The organism is Galbibacter mesophilus, assembly GCF_023721415.1.
Classification (GTDB): domain Bacteria; phylum Bacteroidota; class Bacteroidia; order Flavobacteriales; family Flavobacteriaceae; genus Galbibacter; species Galbibacter mesophilus.
Map to the genome: position 1 here is coordinate 35796 of NZ_JAMQVC010000004.1, position 25762 is coordinate 61557.

Genomic DNA, 25762 nt, shown 5'->3' on the forward strand with positions numbered 1-25762 from the left:
ATTTTGTGGTTATTCGTTTTTTTTAAATCTATTTGGATGTAATTTGTTGTATTCATTATTTTGTAGCAGTCCTAAAAAAGAAGGTGGCTTTAATTGGCTTTTCCATATTTTATATTTTTTCAATAACCTTGCTTCCAATTCTTTATTATCAACTTCAACAGATTCTGAAATATGTTGTTGAACATTGAACAATGATAACTTTTCATTTTTACTTAAAATCTTATTTCCATCTGAGGATCTAACAGCAAACCAATTCGCATCAAATTTCCTCCAAAAGATATTTGAATGAGGTGGTTCTTCAATCTCCCCTTTAACGAATGGTACCAAATCAACACCGTCCAGCGCTTTCTTTAATTTTATACGATTCACTACCGGCTGTATGGCTGTAGCAAATATGTCCAAAGAAGATACAGGCTTATTAAATACTAGGTTGCCTTTTACCTGTGCTGGCCATCGCATAGCGAAAGGTATGTGAATTCCACCTTCGAATAAATCCCCTTTACCACCCCTCAAAATTCCATTATTAGAACCATTTACCTTCTCTGGCCCGCCGTTATCACTTAAAAAGAAAACAATGGTATCATTAGAAAGATTAAGTGATTCAAGTTTATCTAAAACTTTACCTATACCATCATCCATTGCACTCACCATAGCTGCATACGCTTTTCTTTTGCTATTTTTAATATGATTGAACCTTTCCAAATATTTCTCGGTTGCTTGCAAAGGCGTATGTGGTGCATTATATGCTAAATACATAAAAAAAGGTTGCTCTTTATAGGTCTCAATATACTGAACCGCTTCCCTGGAAAGTGCATCGGTGAGGTATTCTTGTTCCTCTATTCTTTCAAAATTTCTAAGAAGTTTGGTTTTATAACCATCGAATTGCGATTTTGCCTCAAAAGGATCTTTTAATGTCCAATTTTCGGGAAAATAATCGTGACCACCACTCAAAAAGCCAAAAAAATCATCAAAGCCCCTATTGAGAGGGTGTAAATCTTTATGGGCTCCTAAATGCCATTTTCCTAAAATCACGGATTTGTAATTAGCTGGTTTTAAAACCGTAGCCAAGGTCTGTTCCGTTAGGGGTAATCCCATATCTCTATCATTGGGTGCAAAAAGAGGATTTCTAGCAAAACCAAACCTATCTTGATATCTACCGGTTATGAGTCCTGCCCTACTCGGCCCACATACAGCGTAAGTTACATAGGCGTTGGTAAACTTTACACCCTCATTAGCTATTCTGTCTATATTTGGGGTAGGAATATCTTTACACCCATTAAAACCTACATCGGCATATCCCAAATCATCTGCCAAGATAATAATGATGTTTGTTTTTTTTGAACTCTGACCATTTGATTGTTGGGCGCAAATACAACTAAGGAATAGCAAAATAAGTAATCGGTCTAGTAAAAATAATCTTCCCATTTTTCTTTAAATAAAATCTTTTAATCCAGTGTAAAATTAAGGATATGTATTCTGTATAAAGTGGTAAATCAACCAGAATATGGGATAATGAGGTCAAATCCCAGTTTGCTGGATGTTAACATAAATTTACTTGAATAAAATTCATTATTTTAACACCCCTAAAAGTAATTATATATGAACCAAAATAGATTCATTTCTATTTTTATTCTACTCGTTTTGAATACGCTTTGCGCCCAAAATGAGAATGAATATTCCTTTGAATATTTAAGCACCAAGGAAGGGTTGTCCCATAATTTTGCTACTTCTATTGTTAGCGATGACTTAAATAACAAATGGATTGGCACAGAAAATGGGATTACGAAAACCAATGGTAACAACTTAGAATACATCAAACCTCCATTGGGGTTTGAAGATGTTGGTAATGAAAATATTGAAACGCTTTTTCGGGACCATAAAAACAGAATATGGATAGGAACAAAAAGTGGAGGTATTTCTTATATTGATCCTAAATATGGCAGTGTAAAAAGTTTTAATCACGTAATAGACCTCAAACAAGAAGGTGATTTAAGAATAACAGCAATTACCGAAGATTATAATGGTAATATTTGGGTAGGTACTTGGAGCCATGGTTTTTACGTAATAGATGTTGAAAAAGAAGAATTGGTGTACAGTAAAAACCTGCAATCGGTAATTTTTTCCATGGAAAGGGCAAATGATAAAGAAGTCTGGGTTTCCTACGAAAAACAAATAGACAGGTATAATTATGATTATAAAATAATTAAAACCCATCATTTCCCTACCGCAATTTTTGATTTTTATTATGATGATTATCGCGAACGTCTATGGTTTGTAGGCTCTTCTGATAATGAAAATTTATACTTCTATGATTATAATTCTGCTTCCTTAGACAGTGTAGATACTAAAATAAGTGTAGGTAAATATCGAAAAACTTTAACCAAGGATAACGAAAATAGGATTTGGATTGGTACATGGGGTGGCGGCATATATAGGAGTAATAATAAAATCGATGAGTTTCAAAAAATTAAAATTTCCCCTAAGGGCAGTGAACCAATCGAAAAAAATTACAATATTATATTATCCATTCATTGCGATAGCAATAATCAAATTTGGGTAGGAACTGCTAACGCCGGGGTCATAAAGTTGATCCCGGGAAAGGGATTTAAAACGTTAACAAACATACCAAACTTCAATTCAGATGTTTTTGACGGCGACCTCAACATAACCAGCATCTATAAAGATGAAGATAAAGTGTTTTTAGGAACTTTAAAAAGTGGGGTTCTTTATGGCAGTAGCTTTATTTCTCTAAAACCGATGAAAGACCTCTCCAAAATAAAGATTTTTGCATTCTATCGATACGAAAACAACCTATTTATTGGTGCCCAAAATGGGTTCTACATCTACGACCTTAAAAAACAAAAAATAACCTTTAAAAATCTGCGATTATCGAAAGTTACCTGCTTCTTTATAGACCAAAATGAAATTTTATATATAGGCACACAACAAAATGGTATGTATACAGTACCATTTAATCGCATACATTCAAAACAAAATTATCAAATTTTCAGGGATAATAGAACAAAAGAGAGTCCCATGAAAAGCAACCGGATTACAGCAATACAAGGTGACAATGAGGGAAGGATATGGATAAGCACTTATAATGGCTTGCATATGTATGACCAAAACTTGCAAACCGTACAACATCAAAACAAATTATTACAAATCAATCTTCCAAGTGTTATAACCAATTCTATGCATATAAATAACGAACTTATTTGGTTAGGTACACCAAGCGGTCTTTTTGGTTTAAAATTTGAAGAAAAAAACAATAAGCTAAAAATTGAAAAAAAATTGACTCAAAAAGACGGGTTAAGGAATGACTTTATTTCTTCTGTAACCTCAGATAGCAAAAACAATATTTGGTTAAGTTCGGTTTCTGATATTATAAAATATACACCCAATAAAAATAGTTTTACAAGCTATGGCAAGCTTTCTGGTGTTAGAACATCTTCCTTTAATAATAGAAGTGTATTCAATGAAGCCAATAAAAATATATTTTTTGGAGGAATGGATAATTTAACCTATTTCAACCCCTCTAAAATCGACCCTTATGAAAAACTTCCAGAAGTAGTATTTACCTCTTTGAGAATAAATAACAACCCCATCCCTTTCTATAAAGATGAATCCGTGGACAAAAATTTCAGCTACAGTGAAAGCTTGGTGTTGAAGCCCGAGGATGACTTTTTTTCTATTGGATTCTCTGTTAATGACTTTTTAGATCCTGAACATATCAGTTTTCGTTACAAGCTTAAAGGACATAATAATGAATGGATTGATCTTCAAAATAAAAACGAAATTAATTTTGCAGGTCTAGCCCCTGGAAATTACCAATTAGAAGTTTCCGCTACAAGGAATAATCAAGACTGGAGTACACCCAAAAAGCTATATATTAGGGTTAAGCAGTCATTCTGGTTAACTTCGTGGGCATTTTTATTCTATGCATTTTTACTTTCCATTTCTGTCTACTATTTTGTGAAATTCAAGAAAAATCAATTGAAATTAAAAACGGATTTAGAAATCACGAAAATTGAAAAACAAAAAGACATAGCCTTAAATGAAGCAAAAATTAATTTTTTTACAAATATTTCTCATGAATTCAGAACCCCTTTAACACTTATTGTTGGACCAGTAAAAGAATTAATAAACTCATCGCAATTAGACAACAAGCACAGAAAAAAACTTAGCTTGGTGGAAAGAAACGCAGATAAGTTGTTGAATTTAGTAAATCAACTGCTCGATTTTCGCAAAGCAGAACACGGTTTATTAAAATTAAATGCTTCAGAAGGAAATTTTGTTCGTTTCTCAAAGGAAGTCTATTTATATTTTAAAGAATTAGCATATGAAAAGAAAATAGATTACACATTTAAATCATCAAAACAAGAGATTCGTTTTCCCTTTGACAGAAATAAATTGGAAATTGTACTATGTAATTTAATTTCAAACGCCATAAAATATTCCAATGCTGGCGATTCCATTAAAATTAGGTTAAAACAAGAAGACAACAAATGCATCATCTCTATTAAGGATTCTGGGATAGGTATGAGTGAGGAAAACTTAGGTAAAATTTTTAATCGCTTCTTTCAAATAAAAACTGCTGAAACGTCTAGACTAGTTGGCAGTGGAATTGGCTTAACTTTTTCTAAAAAATTGATTGAATTGCATCATGGAAGAATATCAGTAAAAAGTAAACTTGGAAAAGGCTCAAAATTTACGATTAAATTAGAAATGGATCCAAATTTATACATAGGTCAATTAGACGATTCATTTAAGCATACAGACAATATGGATGCCTACACTATAAAACCCAAATCCTACGAACCAAATTTAAAAAATATGAACAAGGAAATGGTGTTAATTATTGATGATAACCCAGATATTCTGACGTATTTATTTGACATTTTACAGGATGATTATGATGTAAGGTTAGCTGATGGCGGAGAAAAAGGGTTAGAATTGGCATTGAAAGAAATCCCCGACTTAATTGTTAGCGATGTTATGATGCCTCGAAAAGATGGGATTACATTATGTAAGGAGCTAAAATCTAATATAAATACTTCCCATATCCCTATCATTCTTCTTACTGCACGTACATCAACAGTTTTTGAAATTGAAGGTTTAAACACAGGTGCAAGTGACTATATAAGTAAACCTTTTAACCCAACTATTGTAAAAGCTAGAATTGGATCAATTCTAGAGAACCAAGCCAAAATGAAAGAATTTTTGGCTAATAAAATTAGGTTCGAGCCTTCCAATGAAATAAACGATTCATTGGATGACCGCGATAGCAAATTTATAAAGGAAGCTATAGGTCTTGTAGAAGATAACTTGCAAAATACATCATTTGGAATTGACCATATGTTGGAAAAATTTTATATGAGCCAGTCTACCTTATACAGAAAAATTAAATCATTAACCGGTTTGTCCATCACTGCATTCATCCGCTCAATACGTTTAAAACATGCTGCAGAACTTATTAGGAACACCGATAGAAATATGAATGAGATTGCATATGATGTCGGTTTCAATGACTATAAATATTTTAAAGATAGTTTTAAAAAACAGTTTCAATGCCTTCCTTCTGAATATAAAAAACAAACCTCTAGCATTTAGATGTTTTAGCTTGCATTTGGATAATCTACACCTTCAATTGCATCATTACCCCCTTCGCTTTAAAGCGTATAAATATAAATTTGAAATGATCATCCACCCTGATGCATTCAAGCCTTGGGAGCATTTGAAGTGTACGATTGAGAATATAATACAACCCATTTCGCACCCTGCCTATCTTAGGTAAGTGAAGGTAAAATAAGTCCCAAAAAAGGGATTTAAGACTACTTATATTCCAACTAACTAAATAATTAACTAAAACTTGATTTATGATCAAAAAAAATGCGAAACTAGTAGGAAATTCTAGATTACAAAGACACTTTCTTTCATTGATTTTCTTGTTTTTAGGGTTCTCATATATAATGAGTGCTCAGGAAACACAAATATCCGGTACAGTTACCGCTGCCGATGGAGGGGTTCCATTAGCAGGAGTGACCGTTAGTGAGGTAAACAATTCGAACAATGGGGTTGCCACAAATTTTGATGGTGAGTATCAAATAACCGTTTCAGGTCCCAATACCCAATTGGTATTTAGCTATGTTGGCCTAGAAAGTCAAACTATATCAGTAGCAGGCAGATCTATAATAGACATTTCGATGAAGGAAGATCTTTCCCAATTGGACGAAGTGGTTGTTGTAGGTTATGGAAAACAAAAAAAAATTAATTTAACAGGCTCCGTACAAACAGCAGAATTTAATGGCCCTGTGAACACTCCTGTCACCAATGCAGGTCAATTAATGTATGGTGAGTTTTCGGGAGTTCAAATTACTCAAGGCAATGGATTACCAGGCAGTGATGCTTCCGACATTGTAATTAGAGGGGTTGGTACATTTGGCTCCACTAACCCACTCATCGTGATTGATGGTATCCAATACGAGAATCTACAACAGTTTAACAACTTAGCTCCATCCGACATTGAAAGTATTTCTGTATTAAAGGATGCTTCTGCTAGTGCCATTTATGGTGCGAGAGGTGCAAATGGAGTAATTGTTGTAACCACTAAAGGAGGGCGTGCTGGAACTATGCAAGTTAATGTAAATTCCTATACAGGATACCAAAGTGCAACAGTAGTCCCGGAATATTTGAGCGCGCCAGATTATGCTAGGTTGAGAAATGAAAGGGACATTAACTTGGATGGCGAAGACACTCCGTTAAGATATACAGATCAAGATATTCAGCAAATGATAGATGGTTCCAATCCAGATCAGTTTGCAAACACCAAATGGTCGGACGTATTACTCCGCCAAGCACCTATTCAAAATCATTACATTGATTTTTCAGGGGGTAGTGAAAAAACCACCTATAAAGTTTCTTTTAATTACTTAAATCAAGAGGCTATAGTAAAAGGAAAATTCCAAAATAAGCGATATACCCTTGGACTAAACCTTAAATCCGATGTAAAGGATTGGCTTACCATAAGCAATGTGTTTAATTCTTATTGGGAGGTTTTTAAAGGCCCAGAGGGAGGTGCAGATGCAATTACTGGGGAAAAAGGTATTATCAATCAATTTCAAAGATCATCGCCTACAATTCCTGTGTTCTATTCCAATGGTAATTATGGTATTGTAGACGGAGCATACCAGAGAACAAACTTTTCCTATGGGGCCGATAACGGCATAAGAACTGGTGTTTTGGGTGATTACAGTGCCGATAGAATAAGCATAAGCGATAGGCTTGGGCTTCAATTTAATATTGCGGAAGGGTTAACTTTTGAAACCAGTGGTAGTTTAGTGCTCTTCTTCTCAAACATTTCAAATTACAATCCGCGATATGTAGAAGAGGATTACAATGGCGAAATTATTTCTGAAAAACTTACCAATTCCTTATTTAACAGTAACAATTTTAATTATAGGTTACTTAATGAAAATATCATTCGATATGCCAAATCCTTCAACTTACATAACTTTAGTGTACTGGGCGGTTTTTCGGTGATTTATGACCGTAATGATGGTTTTAATGGATCACTGGAAGGATTTCCTTCAGATGAAATTCAAGAATTCAATGGAGGAGGTGTACTAAATCCATCCGTTAACGGAGGTGCTAGCGAAGAAACCCTACAATCTTATTTTGGTAGAATTAACTACAATTATAACGATAAATATCTTCTTGAATTCAATATCAGAAGGGATGGTTCTTCCAAATTTGGGCCCGATAACAGATATGGTACATTCCCATCGGCGTCAGCAGGGTGGGTGTTGAGTAAAGAATCTTTTTTAAACAAAACTGATTGGCTTTCATTGCTTAAAATAAGAGGAAGCTGGGGAATAAGCGGAAACGATAGAATTGGCAACTATATCTACGAACAAACCTACAATTCAGGGCTGGATTATGTTTTAGGTAACGATCAAACGGTTGGGGCTGTGGCGCTCACCAGTTTGGCTAACCGAAGTATTACCTGGGAAACCATAGAACAATATGATTTAGGTATCGATTTGGCTTTTTTTAAGAATAAGTTTTCTTTTACTGCCGATTATTTTGAAAGAGAAAGCTCTGATATTCTCTACGGAAACTTTCCTATACCCAGTACTATTGGTGTTACCAATCTTGCCGCACAAAATGCAGCAAGTATGATTAATAGCGGTCTAGAATTTAGTACTAGTTACAGAGATAATATTGGCAGTTTAAATTTTAGTATTAATGCCAATATCTCGAAATTCTTGAACAATGAAGTAACGGGACTTGGTGAAAATGGGGCGGAAACCATAGGAGGCAATAATATCATTAGAATTGGAGAACCTTTTCGAGCCTATTTCGGTTATAAAAACATAGGTATTTTTCAAACTCAAGAAGAGGTTGATAATGCACCTGTACAATTTGGAAACCAGAATACGGGACCAGGTGATTTAATTTATGAAGACATTTCAGGTCCTGATGGTACACCCGACGGAATCATAGATGCAAACGATCGCCAAATTATTGGAAATCCTTATCCAGAATGGGTATATAACGTTAACACCCGTTTAAATTTTGCTGGTATAGACTTAAGTATTCTATTTCAAGGCGTGTCGAATATAGACCGCTATTTAAACTCTAACGGTCAGCAACCGATGCCCGACTTAAGAAACAATGCATTATCGTATTGGATTAATAGATGGACCCCTGAAAATCCTTCAAGCGAATTACCACGTCTTGGGGGACAGAACAATAGTGCGACTTCAGATTTTTATATCCAGGATGCCTCTTACCTCAGATTGAAAAATTTGGAATTGGGCTACACTATTCCAAATGATGTAACTGATAAATTTGGTGTCTCAAGGTTACGGTTATATCTCGCAGGTCAAAATTTAGTTACTTGGACAGACTTTGAAAATTTTGATCCCGAAAGAGCCAGAGGTGGAAACTCAGATCAATTAACTCCACTTTACAAAATATATACTATAGGTATTAACTTACAATTTTAGAAACAGATGAAAAAGATAAGCATAATAATAGTAGCATTAATAATTTTTGGTTGCAGTGAAGACTATCTCGAAAGAAGTTCTTTAACAGATCTTTCGGAAACTTCATTCTGGCAGAACGAATCGGATGCACTCTTGGGCATCAATGGAATTTATGATGCATTGCAAGATCGTGTACTTTATAGTGGAAATTTAAATGGTGCCACTGGTCTACCGCAACATGGCAGCTTTGGGGATGAGACATTTAACCGTTATAAATTTGAGGGAGCAGGTAGATATGTAGAAGGCAATGTAGATCCTTCTACCGGTTATTTTCAAAACTTATGGAGATCTCTGTATAGTGGTATTGGGCGAGCCAATGCAGCTCTTGAAAAAATACCCGAAATACCAAAGGAAAACATTTCAGAAGAAAGCAGGGACATACTATTGGGACAAGCCAAATTTCTAAGGGCCTTATTCTATTATCATCTTGCCGTGTATTTTGAAGAAGCTCCTTTAGTTTTAAAAGTGCAAACATTAGATGAAGCCTACGTGAAAAAAAATACTTTCGAAGATATTGCAAATCAAGTTATTTTAGACCTAGAAGAGGCAATTGAAGTTTTACCACCCAGTTATCCAGATGATCAATATGGCTATGCCACCAAAGCTGCCGCACAAGGTATTTTGGCAAGATTTCACCTCTACAACGGAAATTATCAAGAAGCTGCAGATCTAACTCTAGAAATTATGGGAGCTGGATATTCTTTGGAAGAGGATTACGCAACCTTATTTACCATGGAAGGTGAAAATTCCAATGAAATAATTTTTTCGGTTCGGTTTTTTCAAGATCCAGCCACAGGCAATGGGGAAACGTTTTCTGCCACCTTTCAAGGAATCCCTAAAGTTAATGAACAACCCATGCCAAATGCGGTAAATGATTACTATTGTATAGATGGATTGCCAATCGATGAATCTCCATTGTTCGACCCTAAAAATGAAAAAGAAAACAGGGATCCCCGTCTTTCTGCCTCTGTATTCTTTGAAGGAGATATTTTTAATTTTGATCTGAACCGCCCATTTAAAGGTAATACAAATACAGGATACGGAAAAAGAAAATACATAAGAACTCGAGCCTCTGCAGATGGTACCATAAATACCAATGGTCCTGGAAGCCAAGATTTTATTGTTTTAAGATATGCTGATATTTTGCTCATGCGGGCTGAAGCACTTACAGAACTTGGCCAACTGGGGGAAGTGCCCAGTTTAATTAATCAAGTTCGACAACGTGTAGGCATGCCAACCGTAGAAGAAGTTGAAGGAACCGGATTAACGCAAGATGCCCTTATGGATATTGTTAGGCATGAAAGGAGGATTGAGTTAATGTTTGAAGGATTACGGTTTTACGATTTGAAAAGATGGGGAGAAATGGAAGAAGCCTATCAGAGAATTATTGCGGATAATGTTCCTGCCTATAATCCAAATTATAGAGGCCAAAAATCTACCACCTTCCCGATTCCACTCAGTGAATTGGATGCAAATACAAATCTGACACAAAACCCTGCATGGCAGTAGTTTAATTTCAGTAGGCTATTTTTAAAACAAAAGCTATTTGAAATTTTCAAATAGCTTTTTAAATTATAATTGATTTTTTATGGAAAAGCAAACTAAATACGTTCTCCTATCAATAATATTAGCATTACACTTAAAATCTTTAGCTACAGACTATTACATTCACCCTTTTATTGGATCGAATGAAAATAGCGGCTTAACTTCCAAAAAACCATTTAAAACCCTCTCGGCACTTGAAAAAATAAACTTTAAGCCTGGAGACACAATATTTATCGCTGCCAATACCATTCATTACGGAAATATTGAAATTACAGATTATTCAGGAAAAAAAGGCAATCCTTTAGTAATCACTTCTTTTAATTGGACTTCAAATAAGGATACAACTTCAAAAGCTATAATTAATTTTAAGGGATTGGCAAATGGTTTACTACTTGAGAATTCCAATAATATCATAATATCGAATTTAACATTGACAGGAAACGGACATAATGGGACTGCAAATCCCAATGGCATGAGTTGTGGAGTTTTACTTAAAACCAATAGAAATGGGACTTCCCAAAATATAACATTAAATGGTTTAAGCATCTACGATGTCTTCAATAAAAATACAAACTTCCAACGAGGAGCAAACGAAGTGATGACTGCGAACGGGACACAGGCCTATGGCTGGGGCATTAGGATTATTTCCAGTGAAGATTCAAAAATAAAGAACGTATCAATTAAAAATAGTAGTATACAAAACGTAAGCCATACGGCTATTAAGCTCACCGGAAAACAAAGAAATATAAGTGAAGTCGAGATCTTAAATAATCATGTTAGCTATTCCGGGGGTCCAGGAATACAAATGTCTAATGCAACCCAAGTTTTGGTACGAGGGAATACCGTTGAATACTCCGGGAGCAACAATGATAGTAGAAAATGGGGCCGTGGCAGTGGTTTATGGACATGGTCTTCTACCGATATTTTAATCGAAAAAAATAAATTTCTATTTGCAAATGGCCCTGCAGACTCCTCAGGTGCACACATCGATTTTAACTGTAATAACGTTATAATACAATACAATTTAAGTGCCTATAATGCTGGAGGTTTCTGCGAGATTTTGGGTAACAATTACAATTGCATCTACAGGTATAACATAAGTATTAACGATGGGCACAGGGTTAAAGGCAAAAATGGGGCTTTTCAAGAAGGAAAGATATTTTGGTTAAGTGGCTATCAAGGAAAAAACAACAAAAGAAAAGGTCCTGTAAATACATACTTCTATAACAATACCATATATACAAATGGCAGCTACACCCCTAAAATTGCCATTGAACAATCCAGTAAGGGGATTTTTATTGCCAATAATATTTTTGCTTTAAAAGGAAAAACCCAATTGGTTATGGGCGACCAATACAATCCTGAAAAGAAAAGTGATGAAATAGCAAAAAACATTGTGTTTAGCAACAATCTTTACTTGACTGAAAACAGTTGGCCTGATAATATTTATCCAAAAGACCAAAACCCTATTTATGGCGATTCTGGATTTAAAAATGAAGGAAGCCTAACGATTGATAACTACATTCCAAAAAACAAAACGTTTGTAAAGCAAGGTATTAAAATTTTACCGTTACCGCAAGATGATTTTAGAACTGCTGAAGATTTAAACGTACCCAAAGATTATTTGGACAGGCCAACCAACAATCTTGAATTTATAGGTGCTATTAAGCCATAGAAGTTAAGTCGCATTCTCGTCGCTTTGCTCCTCGCTATGCATCGCAGTGCTTACAGGAATACCTTTTGGGAACATTAGTCTAATTACGACAGTAAACCTATTTTTGAAAAAAGTCTGCCCTCATGAATCAGGACAGACTTAAATCTCACATTAGAAAACAACTTTTTATAATTGATTATTTTACGATTAAGTATTTACTAACTTTTCTACCATTGTTTTCTATAATCAAGAACATATATTGTCCCGTGTTAAGGTTTGGGTTTAATTTTACAGTATCACCTTCTCTTTGAAAATTTTTTGCATACACTAATCTACCAGACATATCGTAAACTTCTACCCGAACCTTCCTATCGAAACCATCTGGCATAAATACGCTTACGCTTTCTCCAGGATAGACCGGGTTTGGTGCTATTTCAATAGCTTCGATGTCTTGTTGAAGCTCACTCGGTGATGTTCTGGAAAGTGTCTGATCCATGCTTTCACCTTCCGAAGAAATTTCAACAATACTTATTTTGTCGACAAGTGGCGCAGCAACCCCAGCGTTACCCAGCAAAATGGTATGCGTTCCAGCATCTAAATTAATTATTTTAGAGAATGTTGTTGGCGTTCCACCTTGAAAGCACCATTCACCAGAACTTCTAAAATCGATAAGGCCTTGTAATTTGCCATCGACAAAAAGGTGCATCTGCCGCTCGTTTTTGGAAATGTAATCAATGTTTATTTCATACCTCCCAGAACTTGAAACAGAAATATTTTGAAATTCAATCGAGTTGCCAGAAAATTCCAATGTATTTACATAGGCGCCATTGGAGGCATTCTCACAGCTTTGTACAGTAGCATTTCCGTTAAGTACCGCCATTTCTGCTTCCATATTATAAAGCGGTCCGGATTTAAAGCTTATTTTGTCTATAAAAGGTGCACTGCTACCAGCTCCGGTAATTTCAATACTATTGGCTCCTGCTTGTAATTCCACCTCCACTTCGTAAACTGCTGTTTCGCCACTTCCAAAACACCAAGCACCAGAAGATTCTACGGTTTGGTCTGGAAGCTTTACATTGTTAACCACCAAGCCAAACACTCTTGAATTGGCACTCATATAGGTAATCTGTAAGGTACGTATTCCCGGTTTTGAAAAAGAAACATTTTCGAACCTTATACGGTTTGTTTCAGCATTTGCCGGCCTAACTTGTTGAGCATTGGAAGCTTGGTCGCAATCCCCAATTGTATGGTCTCCTATTAATAAAGCATTTTCGGCTTCGAAAGACAGTTGAGTATCACCCAACAAAACATTTGGATCTTCCAGAGCTGGAGACTTATCGACACTGGAAATGGCTATTCTATCTATTTTAGTATTTGCCTCATTATAGGCAATGGTAACGGAATGCACACCGCTGTCAAGGAAAAAGGGATTGCTTCGATCCTCGTTGGGATAACTATTATGTACTTTCTTCCAATACCATAAAAAATCTTCATTTTTCAAATTATCCCAACGTAAGAAAGAGCCGTCATCAACCTTAACCCAAAAAGCATCTGAACTGGTTTCTAAAGCCTGCACCTTGCCCCAGACTTCATAGGCATCGCTTTCGGCAATTTCAAAATTAAATACAGCGTGTGCGGACGCTGCCGGAGGTGTACTTACTGAAGATAACTCACTCTGAATAAATGCTCCGCCAATAGCTTTATCATTGCTCCTTATTTGCCAAGACTCTCGCAATGGATTGGACGCTTCAGCCTCTTGAAAATAAGTAATATCAGTATCGTTTGCACCCCAACGATCGTCTGGCGGAATACAGGATTCGCCATCTTTCGGTAATAAATCTATATCTCCACTACCACTAATCAAAGCCACCGCATCAAAAAGGAATCGATTATCTTCCAGTTCGATTGTTAACCGATGGTTACCTTCCTCAAAATTGTAAAACCGGGGCAGTTGTTCCCAACGAAAATTATTGCTATTAAGTCCCCCTAAAGCATCATATTCTTCTGAACCATCAACATAAGCGTGGATGGATGAATTTGTTCCTGTTGAAGATTTATAACGTACCCAAATTCTATAGGTATCTGCTGTATCTAATTCAAATTCAAAATGAACTTGCTTTGCCAAATCTTTTGCTCCTTCTTTGTCTTCATCCAATTTTAAATAATAATTATTAGAAGCCGTTTCATCTGCCAAAAGACTTGCTTGATTCCCTAAATATGGTGAGCATTCTGCCTCAAAAGCAATAACAATGGGGTCTTCTTCTTCAAAAGGTTGATCTATTCCTTCGAGATTGTTGGGTGCTTCATAACTAAGCTCAGGAATACTCGCCGTAGATTTTTGATTAAGGTACAGATTTCCAATGTTTGTTAAATTACCGGCATCATCATAAAAATAGGCAGGTTCGTTAGGCGTACTTGAATTTTTTGGGTTGGGCTGAAAATAGGCGTAGCGCTCTACATACTCCAGAGACTCAAGATATGGCAAAGCCAGTCTAAGAAACTCTTCTTGTGTGGCATTACCGCGATTAGGGTTTGCATTAAACTCTGTAATCCAAATAGGTAATTTATATTTTTCATGTACACGATTGAGATAATTTTTAAACCTATCAAAAATTTCCCCAGCAGGAGCATTTGGTGAGTTTCGGGGGTTACTTCCCCAATCGTACCAGTGAACAGCTACAAAATCGAACCGTACATTGCGGTCTTTTGCAATTTGTGCAAATTCGTCCAACCAACCAAATGGGCCATTTTCCCTTGGTGCTGGTGTCCCCAAGCGCAAACCGGTCCCCATTATATTTTCGTAGTAGGCTACCGCCACTTCGGGTTCACATAAATTATTAAACTGCCCCGATTGATCCTCACAATTATCAGATTCATTAAATCCAAGCAATTGATTTACATCTTGTTTTGCGATAATTCTATTTATACCATCTGGGCGCGTGGGGCCAGCACCCCATGTCATCGGTGCATAGTGATAGTTGGGTTCACTATCTGCACTATTCCCCCAGTTGTAGTACCATCCGGCATTCAGCCCATCGTAATACCCACCTGTTCCTCTTTTTACTACCCACTCCCAAGGCATTACCCTAATAAAACTAATATTATTCTGTAATGCGAGCGGCAAGTTATCTATAACCAAATCTTCTTCTGAAGCGATATAAACCTTACTCATACTGGTTCCGTTCTCTTCGATGGCAAAAGTGGCCTGAAATCCCCGCTTTAATGTAAAGGATGTAATGGAATTATCCATCCCTTCTGGTATCGATGCTCCCTCATAAATGTTGTAATAAGGTATTTCTGCGGAATTCCCTGTATTATTGTTACCATTGTAAACGGTAAGTGGAGCATAAGTTACGGACTCTCTCCTGTAAACCGAACCCGCTTGGTAGTATTGATCAATCCTTACTGAGTTCAGTTCCGTTATTTCGTGGTTTTGATATAGCGATTCTATAGCATTGGTCAATAATTCGTTAGGATTATTTTGATGAAAATAGATCCACGACCGTGCATCGAGAAGATTGTACTTTACACCCTCATGCGATTGTTGTTCTAAATTAAAATGAACGGTACTTTCTTTATCAAGACTAACCACACCGCTATTCCATTGGTTATTGTGGACAAGTGTTGAACTTTTTAACGTAAGCCCATTTTCATTACAATCGAACACCACATCACCGTTAACTTCCAAATTGGCGTTTTCTGCATACAAATTGTGTTTTATGGGCTGCCCTGGATCAATTGTACCACTTCTGGGGTGCGCATTAAACCATCTATCGTGCCGAACCAACCAAATAACGTGTTTTGGTTTGTTATACCATTCACGAATAGAACCCCAATCGATACTTCCGTCCAAATTAATCCTTATCGGATTTTGGATAGCTATTCTCCAGTTTTTTTCATTAAAAAAATCGTTATCCACTTCCCCCGTCCAATACAAATATTTCAGCGAAGTCTTACATTTTCCAGGATATGGTTGGAGATTGTCCCTTGCCGAAAGTTGAAACGTAAAAAAAATAATTATAAATAATATGGGGTAATTTACTTTCATACTAAGTGTTTTAGGCTTTATATCTTTTAAAAGCTCATAGGTTGAAAGAATGAGCTCATTAAAATTACCATTCAATCCTCAAAAAGAGAACCGTAATCAATTATTTATAAAGGGCAAAGTGTTCATTTTTCTAACTAAGTGAGATTTATAGACCACTACTTTCATGACAGTTGCTGCACCGTTTATCAGCCTGAAATGCCATGGAAGACGGGGCTACCTAGCTGCCAAGGCGAGATTATATTAAAAAAGAAAATAAACCATATAGCCTTGAAATTGAATTATTTACACCTTAATATTCGTTTTATTGCTACTATATTGATACCAACTAATTTTAAAACCCAAAATGATGAATTTAAGAAAACAAATAGCTTTATTAACCTTAATTGGCGCTGCGGGATTATTATCATGTAACGTCGATAAGCTAGATGACACTACAGAAAATCCTTCAAGCAAACTAATGAGCGAGGAGTCATATCTAACCAACCCGATTGATCCTGAAACTCCACAAGGAATACTGCCAACATTTAAAAAAAATACTTTTAAAGCGCGTCCAGGAGAAGCAGGAAACTATAAACTAATATGGTCCGACGAATTTAATGGTTCTACCTTAAACACTTCCAAATGGACCAAAAGTGTGAGCACAAAAAGTAGAAACCCAAGAGCAAATTTAGGAGTCTCCGATTGGTGGTGGGTGGAAGACCATGCCTATGTGAATGGGAGTGGGGAATTAATTTTAGAAGGGTCTAAAATAGATCATAATACCATGTATTGCGGTGCCGTGGAATCACGGGATATTTTTGAACCGCAATACGGCTATATTGAAGTCAAAATGGATATTGCCGAAACGAGTAAAGGAAATCATACCGCTTTTTGGTTGCAAGGCCACAATCAAAGAAACATTGACAATTCCGGTAATGACGGCGCAGAAGTTGATGTGTTTGAAAGTGCATGGACAGGCGATTACACAAAATCTGTTGTTCATATTGATGGTTATGGTTCTGCTCACCAAGCAAATACCAAGCGTTGGGATGCTGCCAATTTACATAGTGGTTATCATATTTTTGGAATACTATGGACACCAACGAAAATGGAAATTTTCTATGATGGTGAAAAAACGACTGAGTATTCTGGAAAATGGGTACCAAATGTACCGGAATGGATATGGCTATCTGTGGGAGCCAGTTTTGGAGATGGGGATTTCCAGAGTCAGGCTACTGGAATTTTATCGAATGCGAAAGTGGACTATGTAAGAGTATGGGATTTTGAACTGGAAGCAAACCCAGAAAACACTTTCTTCAGATTAACAAATAAGGAAACAGGGAAATGGATTAAAACTTTTGGTGATACCGAGAACTCGTTGATTAAACAATCCGATCCTTTTAGCACGGGCAATTGGACCACTTGGAAAACCGCTGATGCAGGAAACGGATTCTTTTATTTTGTTAACGAAGGGACGCAAAATTACTTCAGGCCTGAAAATAATAATGATGGTTCCACTTTACAATTGAAACCAACTAGTTTTACCGGGGGTTGGACGCAATGGGAATTTATCGAAACCGGAGATGGTTTCTATTACATTAAAAACAAGCAAACTGGTAAATATATTAGACCGACTTCTTCTTCCAACGGTGCTGAAATTATTTTGTCCGCCACAGCCAATAGCGATTGGGAAAAATGGTATTTTGATTTTGTAGATTGAGTATTTCAAAAACATAATCTGAAATCGTCTAAAAGTAATTTTTAGACGATTTTTTATTACATGTATGACATTTTTTGAAGCTAATCTTTTGATTTATTGATAGGTTTGCTTATATGGCTAAATCGATTTTTTAGAGATTATGAGGAGGTATAAAGACTAAATTACACCCTCTGAAGACTAATTTGCCCCAGCTAAATTTATCATAAATTTATGATATTTACTTACTTTTGGCACCTACCTTTTTATTAGGATAGAAATTTCATTTCGGTTTATTTGCCATGTAAAATCAAAAAAATAAAATCATTCCCATTTTCAAATCTTCAATTAAATAGTATCATTCCTTTATGAAAATTTTACTTTCAATAACATTATTTTTCACAATTACAGCCATAACCGTTGCCCAAGAAGTTATAAATCTAGCTGGGGAATGGGAGTTTAAATTAGACCCAAAAAATCAAGGAATAGAAGAGAAATGGTTTGAAACGGCTTCCTTTAAAGATATTATTAGGCTTCCTGGATGCCTTCAAGAGCAGGGGTATGGCAATATCCCGAATATAGAAACTGAATGGTGGGGTGGTGAAACCATGGAAGAATGGTTTGGTGAACGTCCTTGGTTAGGTGTATATACCGAAGCATCAAACTTTAAGTCTCAGGAATTTTTGGTTCCAGACCGGCATTACCTAGGCGCCGCCTGGTATGCAACTGAAATTAACATCCCAAAGGGTTGGCAACAAAAACAAGTAGCACTTTTTTTAGAGCGTTGCCACTGGGAAACCAAACTTTGGGTTGACGGGAAATACATTGGTCAAAATAGAAGCTTAGGCACACCCCATTCTTATTCATTAAAAGAAATACAACCGGGCAAACATCGTATTGTGCTTCGTGTAGATAACTCTAAATTGGTGAATTTAGGCAACAAACCCCACTCCGTTTCAGAACAAACCGCAGGGACTTGGAATGGTATTGTGGGCAAATTAGAACTACAAACCAAACCAGCAATTACCCTCGATAATGTGCAACTCTACCCAAACACAGAAAGTTCAAGCGTTAGTGTAAAAGCAATAATAACAGGTCCAGATGTAAACGAAAAAAAATGGACTTTGGACGTTGAAGTTACTGGCGTTGGATCCAATAGTCATCAACCTGAAAGTCTAAAACTAAAAAGCAATTCCATTATTCAAAACGACGATACCATTAGTTTTGAATTCCCTATGGGAAATGGCGTACAGTTTTGGGATGAATTTACCCCGAACCTTTATGAAATGAAATTATCATTAAAGCAAAAAGGGCAAAACCAGCAAACTCTTTATGAGAGCACACAAAGGTTTGGGATGCGCAACTTTGAAAGCTCGGGAAAACATTTTGCCATAAATGGAAAGAAAACTTTTATAAGGGGTAATGTAGACTGCGCAGTTTTTCCAGAGACAGGATATGCACCGATGGATGTTGCCTCTTGGAAAAAAGTGTTTAAAACCTATAAAGAGTTTGGTCTGAATATGGCGCGTTTCCATTCCTGGTGCCCTCCCGAGGCTGCCTTTATTGCAGCCGATGAAATGGGCATTTACCTTGCTCCAGAAGTTGGAGAATGGGTTTGGATAGGACAGCAAGACCAATATGATTTTTTTTCTGAAGAAGCAGAAAAAATCTTGGACACCTACGGTAACCATCCCAGCTTTATACAAATGGGCTTAGGCAATGAAGCCAATGCCAAGAAAGAATTTTCGAAACCTATAATCGAGTCGTGGAAAGAAAAGGATTCCAGACATTTATATACGTTAAAAGCCAATAGTAAAGGTAATCCTGAAAACATAGAATTTGAAGTGGTTCGAGGCGCCGGTAAACCTTTTGAAAGAATAAGATACCAAGATGGTTGGCCGCCTGTTCCAGAAAATTCATTGTTTCATACCGAAGAGCCGAATACTATGGTGAATTGGGATTTAGGGGTTTCCAAAACCGATTATCCGCTTATTCAGCATGAAACCGCACAAATATGTGCATACCCAGATGTTATGAATGAAATTTCTAAATACACGGGTTACCTAAATCCGACTTATTTGGAAATTGCTGCTGATCAATTGCGGGAACGGGGGATGTTGGAGCAACTCCCTGATTTCGTGGAAGCCTCTGGAAAATGGCAGGTTGAACTCACAAGGGAGGAATTTGAAGCTGCTTATAGAACCAAAGATTTGGCAGGTTTTCATTGGTTATGCCTAGCAGATTTTACTGGACAAAATACAGCTCCTGTAGGTTTTACTGATGCTTTTTACAATGTTAAACCTTATGTAAATCCTAAAAAAGTCAGAAATTGGAATGCCCCTACGGTGCTTTTGGCAAGTATGCCCAAGCGTGTTTATACGTCCCTTAATGAGTTTAAGGCTAATATTTTGATTAGCCATTTTGGTAAACAAGACATCGACCTTACAGTTAGCGCCGAATTGAGAGATGAAACCGGTAAGCTGGTAAAATCTTGGAAACTACCGCAACAAAAAATCACCCAAGGGAATGCACAAAAATTAGGGGAAATTACCGCCCCTTTAATGAAAATTGAGCAACCTACTAAGTTAATTTTAGAGTTAAAATCGGAGGATGGGAAACTGAAAAACGAATGGGATTTATGGGTGTTCCCAAAAACAAAATCCAAAAAAATGCCAAAATCTATTACTGTTGCAAAAAAATGGGATGCCAACGTAGCCCAAAAACTTAAAAACGGGGAAACGGTATTGCTACTGCCAAAACAGGAAGATTTAAAAGGACAACTTCCCATTTGCTTTACCAATTATTATTGGACCAGTTTTGGTGAAAATGAAGGGCAATCTTCTGCTGCTGGGGTTTTAATTGATTCTGAGCATCTTATTTTTAAAGATTTCCCTACTGAAAATCATGTAAATTGGCAATGGTGGGATTTACTTACCTACGCCCACCCGATGATTTTGGATTCTTACGATTCTAAAAACCCTTGGCCAAAATCATTTAAACCCATGCTTCAGCCTATTGATTCTTGGAAAATCAATCGAAAATTGGCCTTGTTGACAGAAGTAAAAGTTGGAAAAGGAAAACTGATGATTTGTTCTATCGATATCGAGACAGCATTAGACGAGCGCCCTGTAACCAACCAATTTCGAAATAACTTATTGGAATACTTGTCCTCTAACAATTTTAATCCGAAAACAGAACTTACGAAAAAAACAATAAAAGAAGTATTCAGCTATTAAAAACTATACACATTAATAATTGGATTAAATAGTTCTTATTTGGTTTTAAAAATCCTGCTGTCATCTAAGCGCCGGTACTGAAAAAAGTTTCAGTATTTCGAAACCTGTCATAGAACTTTATATTATTCCCATTAATAAACCAACAAACCATGTCATTCTTATACAAAACTGTTTCTTTAGCATTCTTTAGTATTTTATTTGTGGGGATATTCGCTTTTTCCCAAGAAAATATTAAAGTTGATTTTTCCGAAGTGATAAAGCAAAATGTAAACCCTGGTTTTGGTTCTGCAAATCTATGCTGGCTTACGGACTCCGATAAAAATCGGCCCAACACAGTACAATCAATGGAAAGCGCCATAAAAGAACTAGGGACTGGATCCCTTCGTTTTCCGTACGGCCATTTGGCAGATAATTATCTATGGCACTCCCCTCCATACTATGATGTGAAAAATGGTTTACGACCCAAAGTCGCAGCACCCTCCCAAGCTCCTTTTGGATGGGATTGGGCTGTAAATGAAGATGGCAGCTTTAAATCTTCGATGGATTTTGATGAATTTATGCAACTGTGCAAAAAGTTGGACATCAAACCATTGGTAGTAATCAATGTATTTTCCTTTAAATATAAAGGAGGTCCCAGTTATGAAGAATTAAAAACCGCAGCGGTTGAATGGGTAAAATATGCCAAAAAGAAAAATTATAAGGTAGCCTATTGGCAAATAGGAAACGAGATAGACCACCATAAAGATTTGTTGAGCATGGATGCCTATGTGAATCTATATCAGGATTTTGCAAAGGCAATGAAAGAGGAAGATGCAACAATTAAGGTAGGGCCTGGAATACTTAGTAGCGTTGACTATTACAATACGATTGTACAAAAATACCCCGACTTAATAGACTTTACCTCTTGCCATCAATACGCATGGAAATACATTAAAAGCTGTTCCAATTATGAGGAATGGAAAAACCATGTCAATCTATATACCCCTAACGTATTGCCTATGCAGGAAGCGGTAAGCAATTCTACTAAACCCAATATGGATATTGTAATTACAGAAAACGGGGTAACACCTGTAGGTAAAGGGATGGGTGACTTTAGCAACACCTACAAAGCCCTATGGTTCTTTGAAATGTTAATGAACGAAGCTTCCTTACCCAATGTAGCCTACTCTTATTTTTGGGGCACACACTCTCCTTGGTCCGGTTTAAAAGATAGCGATAGGGATTTGGGGCTGCTCTTTAGGCTGGATGATAACTCCCGAAAACCCATTGCAGATGGCATAAAACTGGTTAACGACCACATTTTAGACCATTTGGTGGCTACCAAGCAAACCTCAGGATATATTAGAACCTATGCCAGTAAAAATAAGGCTAGTGACAAGTATAATATATTTTTGATGAACAGGAATGATAAAGCAGAAAAAGTAACGCTTCAGCTAGACAAGCTTCCCAAAAAAACAAAAACTTTTAAACGCACCGAGTTCAAAGGAAAATTTCCTGAGAGCAGAAAAGTGCAAATCACAAAACAAAAAGTAGTTGCTGTAGAGAACAACTCTATTGACATCATTTTACCGCCATTGTCAATTACCGTACTGCAAAATTAAAAAAAACATGAAGACATGGTTCAACTTAAAAAAAACAACATCACCCTAATAAAGTCCATATTTCTGCTTTTATTCTTTACAAGTTTCAATTCTTATTCGCAAGAAAGAATTTATCTATCTGGAAAAGATTCAGATGATGCCGTTTTATGGGATTTCAAGTGCAGTACGGGGCGAAACAGTGGGTATTGGACAACCATTCCGGTTCCTTCAAATTGGGAGACCAAAGGCTTTGGGAATTATACCTATTTTAAAGATGATAAGGGCTATAAAACCAATCCAGATATTGGTTACTATAAGCATACATTTACCTTGCCCACTATTTCCAAAAAACATTTTAGGCTGGTTTTTCAAGGGGCTATGACCGATACCCAGGTTAAAATCAACGGAAAGTTGGCCGGAAAAGAACACCAGGGAGGGTTTACGCAATTTTCATACAATATTTCAAACTTGGTTCAAGAAGGGGAAAACACCATTGAAGTAAAGGTGAGCAAACAATCTAAAAATGCTTCCGTACAGCGCGCAGAACGTTTTGCAGACTTTTGGTTGTTTGGAGGGATTTTTAGACCGGTTTATATAGATATTTTACCCACGACCCATATCAAACGCATGGCTTTAGATGCGAAGATGGACGGTTCGCTTAAAGTTGATGCTTTTCTGGAAAATGTTTCAGAAAACCAAACCATTTTAGCACAGGTCTACACCTCAAAAGGGGTACCCATTGGGAAACCATTTAGCGAAACGGTAAAACAGAATTCAGTAAAAATAAGACTTGAAAGTAAAATCCAAGAAGTACAACCCTGGTCACACGAAATTCCAAATTTGTACACCTTAAAAATGACTCTGAAACAAGGGAAAGTAACCGTGCATAGCCTAAACCAACGTTTTGGATTTAGAACTTTTGAAGTGCGGGACCATGATGGGTTTTACCTTAACGGAAAACGCATTCTTCTAAAGGGAGCCAGCATGCACAGCTTTAGACCGGGCAAAGGGCGAAGTCTAAGCAGAAAAGATAATTTGGCGGATTTAAAATTGATGAAAGATTTAAATTTTAATACAGTCCGTACTCCCTGTTACCCACCCGATGAATATTTCTTGGATTTATGCGACTCGCTCGGACTCCTAGTACTAAATGAGCTTCCTGGCTGGTCAAAACCCCTAAACACAGAAATTGGAAGCAAGTTGGTAAAAGAGCTTGTTGTTCGCGATGTTAACCACCCTTCTATCTTAATGTGGGGAAATGGAAACCATAAAGCTCATAATGCCGAGTTGGAAGATGCTTTTTTAAAATGGGATATACAGCAACGTAGACCTTATAAGAATGCTGCAAAAACCGAAGCTTGGCCCGGGAAAAACCCTGGAAGGTTTCCGCTAATCAACACTCAATATTATCCAACTTACGAAGAGTTGATACAACGGCTTAACGGCAATCAAATCGTTATGCCCAATGAAACCTTGCATGGTTTGTACGATGGTGGTGCAGGGGCAGGTCTTGAAGATTACTGGAACGCTATAGAAAAATCTAAAATAGGTGGTGGTTTAATTATTTGGGCTTTGTATGATGAAGGTTTAATACGCACGGATCAAGGTTATAGAATAGACAATCAACTTAACAAAGCGCCTGACGGTATTGTTGGTCCAAATCAAGAAAAAAAAGGTAGTTATAATGCCGTAAAAGAAATTTGGTCACCGGTACAAGTGGTGTCTAAAAACTTTTCTAAAAATTTTGATGGTCGTATTGAAGTTGAAAATAAATTTACATTCACGAATTTGAATCAATGCACTTTTCGGTGGAAATACATTCAATTTACATCTCCCATAGAAGCGTCCAGTGGTTATCATACTTTAAAACAAGGAGAACTAAAAGGGCCAAATATAATGCCGGAAGCAAAAGGCAACCTAAAGATCCCTACATTTTTAAACAACCTAAACGCCGATGCTATAGAGTTGACTGCTTTTGATCCTTATGGTCAATCTTTATGGACTTGGCGGATGGTAGATGAAAACAATTTAGGTTTTATGAAAAAGTTTTTGCCGCAAGGGAATTTCTTACCAGTAAACCAAGATACTTCAAACCCTTATTTATTTTATTCTGGAAATACAGTCTTTCATTTCGATAAAAATAAACCAGGTTTACAATCCATCCAAACAGATAGTATAAAAATGCCTATTTCTGGAATCCCAAGAATAGTAGCCAAAACAGCATCCGGACGTTATAATGCTTCAGAAAAGCGAGAAACAAAAGTGACTTTTCAGAAAAAGAAAAACGAATATATAATCCGCTATAAAAATACAAACGGATTTGAATATGTGGAATGGACCATTATGGCGAAAGGGGTTTTGAAAATGGATTACCAATACAAAATACCCAAAGGTGAATATTATTTTGCAGGAATAGGGTTTCACCTTTCTGCGGATAAAGTGTTGAACAAACGCTGGCTGGGAGAAGGGCCTTATCGAGTTTACAAGAATAGGCGAAAAGGAACAACCATGAATGTGTGGCAAGTGAACAAACAAGAGAATGTTCCCGGTGAAATCTATAATTTTCCCGAGTTTGAAGGGTATTTTGGCAAATGGCACTGGGCACAGCTTAACCTTAGCAACCATAAAACCATTGGTTTGGCTACTTTAGAAAATCTTTACTTAGGTTTACTGAAGCCAAATGCTGGCAAGGATCCTAAAAATGCGGCTATTTTTTACCCTGATCAAAGTGGAATCTACTTCTTTAACTACATATCTCCTATTGGGGAAAAATGGAAAATACCACAAGACATCGGTCCAGCAGCCCAACTTAATGAAATAAATAAACCACTTTCAGGTACCGTTTATTTCAACTTTTATGGTGGTATAGGTAGTGAAATAAAGTTTGAAAATATTGAGATTGAATGAACTCTTCAATGGTATTAAGAAATAAAAAAACATTTAGGTCATGAGAAATCGCCAAGTTTGTTTTGCT

Annotated in this window: 10 protein-coding genes; 8 read left to right on the plus strand and 2 right to left on the minus strand. The window is 36.6% G+C overall.

What is annotated here, in order from left to right; translation table 11 throughout:
* Positions 1 to 9: 9 nt before the first annotated feature.
* Positions 10 to 1425, minus strand: a complete 1416-nt coding sequence (locus NDQ75_RS13675; protein WP_202029160.1) for a sulfatase-like hydrolase/transferase — start codon at positions 1423 to 1425, stop codon at positions 10 to 12.
* Positions 1426 to 1599: 174 nt separating this feature from the next.
* Between NDQ75_RS13675 and NDQ75_RS13680 the strand changes: the two genes are divergently transcribed.
* The 4 genes from NDQ75_RS13680 (at position 1600) to NDQ75_RS13695 (ending at position 12270) form a co-directional block, all read left to right on the plus strand.
* Positions 1600 to 5613 (plus strand): two-component regulator propeller domain-containing protein, encoded by a 4014-nt coding sequence (locus tag NDQ75_RS13680; protein WP_202029161.1) that lies wholly within the window; start codon positions 1600 to 1602, stop codon positions 5611 to 5613.
* A 266-nt stretch (positions 5614 to 5879) separates the two neighbouring features.
* The gene (locus NDQ75_RS13685) at positions 5880 to 9011 is read left to right on the plus strand and encodes a SusC/RagA family TonB-linked outer membrane protein (RefSeq protein ID WP_202029162.1); all 3132 of its coding nucleotides are present in this window, start codon (positions 5880 to 5882) and stop codon (positions 9009 to 9011) included.
* A 6-nt stretch (positions 9012 to 9017) separates the two neighbouring features.
* The gene (locus NDQ75_RS13690) at positions 9018 to 10559 is read left to right on the plus strand and encodes a RagB/SusD family nutrient uptake outer membrane protein (protein WP_202029163.1); all 1542 of its coding nucleotides are present in this window, start codon (positions 9018 to 9020) and stop codon (positions 10557 to 10559) included.
* A 79-nt stretch (positions 10560 to 10638) separates the two neighbouring features.
* Positions 10639 to 12270: a right-handed parallel beta-helix repeat-containing protein gene (locus NDQ75_RS13695; RefSeq protein ID WP_202029164.1), complete on the plus strand. Its 1632-nt coding sequence runs from the start codon at positions 10639 to 10641 to the stop codon at positions 12268 to 12270.
* A 175-nt stretch (positions 12271 to 12445) separates the two neighbouring features.
* On the opposite strand, the gene NDQ75_RS13700 is transcribed toward NDQ75_RS13695, so the two are convergent.
* Positions 12446 to 16297 carry a glycosyl hydrolase gene (locus NDQ75_RS13700; RefSeq protein WP_202029165.1) on the minus strand — a complete coding sequence of 1284 codons (3852 nt, stop codon included), beginning with the start codon at positions 16295 to 16297 and terminating at the stop codon, positions 12446 to 12448.
* Positions 16298 to 16640: 343 nt separating this feature from the next.
* Here NDQ75_RS13700 and NDQ75_RS13705 point away from each other — a divergent pair, with 343 nt between their 5' ends.
* From NDQ75_RS13705 to NDQ75_RS13720, 4 genes are all read left to right on the plus strand, one after another.
* Positions 16641 to 17996: a family 16 glycosylhydrolase gene (locus NDQ75_RS13705; protein ID WP_202029166.1), complete on the plus strand. Its 1356-nt coding sequence runs from the start codon at positions 16641 to 16643 to the stop codon at positions 17994 to 17996.
* A gap of 344 nt (positions 17997 to 18340) precedes the next feature.
* On the plus strand, positions 18341 to 21208 hold the full coding sequence (locus NDQ75_RS13710; RefSeq protein WP_202029167.1) for a sugar-binding domain-containing protein: 2868 nt from the start codon (positions 18341 to 18343) through the stop codon (positions 21206 to 21208).
* Positions 21209 to 21357: 149 nt separating this feature from the next.
* Positions 21358 to 22809: a hypothetical protein gene (locus NDQ75_RS13715; RefSeq protein ID WP_202029168.1), complete on the plus strand. Its 1452-nt coding sequence runs from the start codon at positions 21358 to 21360 to the stop codon at positions 22807 to 22809.
* Positions 22810 to 22824: 15 nt separating this feature from the next.
* Positions 22825 to 25695 carry a glycoside hydrolase family 2 protein gene (locus NDQ75_RS13720; protein ID WP_202029169.1) on the plus strand — a complete coding sequence of 957 codons (2871 nt, stop codon included), beginning with the start codon at positions 22825 to 22827 and terminating at the stop codon, positions 25693 to 25695.
* Positions 25696 to 25762 lie beyond the last annotated feature (67 nt).

What these genes read in the sequence shown, in the direction of transcription:
- NDQ75_RS13675 (WP_202029160.1), bottom strand. Translation starts at nt 1,425, where the DNA reads ATGGGAAGATTATTTTTACTAGACCGATTACTTATTTTGCTATTCCTT.
- NDQ75_RS13680 (WP_202029161.1), top strand. Translation starts at nt 1,600, where the DNA reads ATGAACCAAAATAGATTCATTTCTATTTTTATTCTACTCGTTTTGAAT.
- NDQ75_RS13685 (WP_202029162.1), top strand. Translation starts at nt 5,880, where the DNA reads ATGATCAAAAAAAATGCGAAACTAGTAGGAAATTCTAGATTACAAAGA.
- NDQ75_RS13690 (WP_202029163.1), top strand. Translation starts at nt 9,018, where the DNA reads ATGAAAAAGATAAGCATAATAATAGTAGCATTAATAATTTTTGGTTGC.
- NDQ75_RS13695 (WP_202029164.1), top strand. Translation starts at nt 10,639, where the DNA reads ATGGAAAAGCAAACTAAATACGTTCTCCTATCAATAATATTAGCATTA.
- NDQ75_RS13700 (WP_202029165.1), bottom strand. Translation starts at nt 16,297, where the DNA reads ATGAAAGTAAATTACCCCATATTATTTATAATTATTTTTTTTACGTTT.
- NDQ75_RS13705 (WP_202029166.1), top strand. Translation starts at nt 16,641, where the DNA reads ATGATGAATTTAAGAAAACAAATAGCTTTATTAACCTTAATTGGCGCT.
- NDQ75_RS13710 (WP_202029167.1), top strand. Translation starts at nt 18,341, where the DNA reads ATGAAAATTTTACTTTCAATAACATTATTTTTCACAATTACAGCCATA.
- NDQ75_RS13715 (WP_202029168.1), top strand. Translation starts at nt 21,358, where the DNA reads ATGTCATTCTTATACAAAACTGTTTCTTTAGCATTCTTTAGTATTTTA.
- NDQ75_RS13720 (WP_202029169.1), top strand. Translation starts at nt 22,825, where the DNA reads ATGGTTCAACTTAAAAAAAACAACATCACCCTAATAAAGTCCATATTT.